The organism is Methylobacter psychrophilus (genome assembly GCF_025583945.1).
In the GTDB taxonomy this organism is placed as follows: domain Bacteria; phylum Pseudomonadota; class Gammaproteobacteria; order Methylococcales; family Methylomonadaceae; genus Methylobacter_C; species Methylobacter_C psychrophilus.
Genome location: NZ_JAOEGU010000132.1, coordinates 1 through 1,840, shown reverse-complemented (window position 1 = coordinate 1,840; position 1,840 = coordinate 1). Strand labels below are relative to the sequence as shown.

The 1,840-nt window shown below is 52.6% G+C and carries 1 protein-coding gene; it reads left to right on the top strand.

Translation table 11 applies throughout. The features are described 5' to 3' along the window. Positions 1-1,840, top strand: a 1,840-nt coding sequence (locus N7974_RS20470; RefSeq protein ID WP_262967381.1) for a hypothetical protein, incomplete at both ends; no start/stop codon positions are given.

Genomic DNA, 1,840 nt, shown 5'->3' with positions numbered 1-1,840 from the left:
CTGGGTACGATTGCTTACCAGTGGCTGGCAGATGGGTCGATTATTACCGGTGCCACCGCTTCAACCTTGACCTTGACACAAGAGCAAGTAGGCAAAACCATCACCGTTAAAGCGGGTTATACCGATCTACCGGGTACCGCTGAAAGCGTCACCAGCGCTACAACTCTTGCAGTAGCCAATGTTAATGATGCCCCAACCGGCACAGTCACCATCACGGGTACCGCCACGCAAAATCAGGTATTAACCGCAACGAACACGCTGGCCGATGTCGATGGCTTGGGTACGATTGCTTACCAATGGTTGGCCAACGGCACGGACATTAGCGGCGCAACAACTTCAACACTGATATTGGCTCAGGCGCAAGTAGGCAAAACCATCACCGTTAACGCGGGTTATACCGACCTACTGGGTACCGCTGAAAGCGTCACCAGCGCTACAACTCTTGCAGTAGCCAATGTTAATGATGCCCCTACCGGCACAGTCACCATCACCGGCACGGCCACGCAAAATCAGGTATTAACCGCAACGAACACGCTGGCCGATGTCGATGGCTTGGGTACGATTGCTTACCAATGGCTGGCCAACGGTACAGACATTTCTGGCGCCACCACTTCAATCTTGACCTTGACACAAGAGCAAGTAGGCAAAGCCATCACCGTTAACGCGGGTTATACCGATCTACTGGGTACCGCTGAAAGTGTAAGCAGCGTTGCAACCGGTGCGGTCATCAATGCTAATGATGTCCCAACCGGCACTGTCACCATCACCGGCACGGCTACGCAAAACCAGATATTAACAGCAACGAACACGCTGGCCGATGTCGACGGTCTGGGTACGATTGCTTACCAGTGGCTGGCAGATGGGTCGATTATTACCGGTGCCACCGCTTCAACATTGACCTTGACACAAGAGCAAGTAGGCAAAACCATCACCGTTAAAGCAGGTTATACCGATCTACTGGGTACCGCTGAAAGCGTCACCAGCGCTACAACTCTTGCAGTCACCAATGTTAATGATGTCCCTACCGGCACCGTCACCATCACGGGTACCGCCACGCAAAACCAAACACTGACAGCCGTCAGTACCTTGGCGGACGTCGACGGTCTGGGCACGATGACTTACCAATGGTTGGCCAATGGCACGGACATTAGCGGCGCAACGTCTTCAACACTGACCTTGGCTCAAGCGCAAGTGGGCAAAACCATCACGGTTAAAGCCGCTTATACCGATTTACTCGGTACTGCTGAAAGTGTAAGCAGCATTGCAACCGATGCGATCACCAATGTTAATGATGCTCCTACCGGTACTGTTACTATCACCGGTACGGCCACGCAAAATCAGGTATTAACAGTAAGTAATACGCTGGCAGATGTCGACGGTCTGGGCACGATTACTTACCAGTGGCTGGCAGATGGGATGGTCATTACCGGTGCAACGGCTTCAACACTGACCTTGGCTCAGGCACAAGTCGATAAAGCGATCACCGTGCAAGCCGGTTATACCGACGGTTATGGAGCGACTGAGAAGATAACCTCAACTGCCACTGCATTAATAGAAATGACGCAAAGCGGTGTCGTTCAAGACGGATACCTCTCCAATGCCTTGGTCTGGGTAGATGGCGATAATGACGGCCAACGCGACTGGGTCGACAGCAATAATAATGGCTCCTGGGACAGCGGTGAAGGGGAATCCTGGACACTGACGGACAGTACCGGTCAGTTCTCGGCACTGACCGGTAGTGGTAATCTCCACATTACCGCCAACCCTAATGGCGTAACTACCGATATTTCTACAGGTATCGTATTTAATGGCAGCTACTCTGCCGTATCGGGCTCCTCGG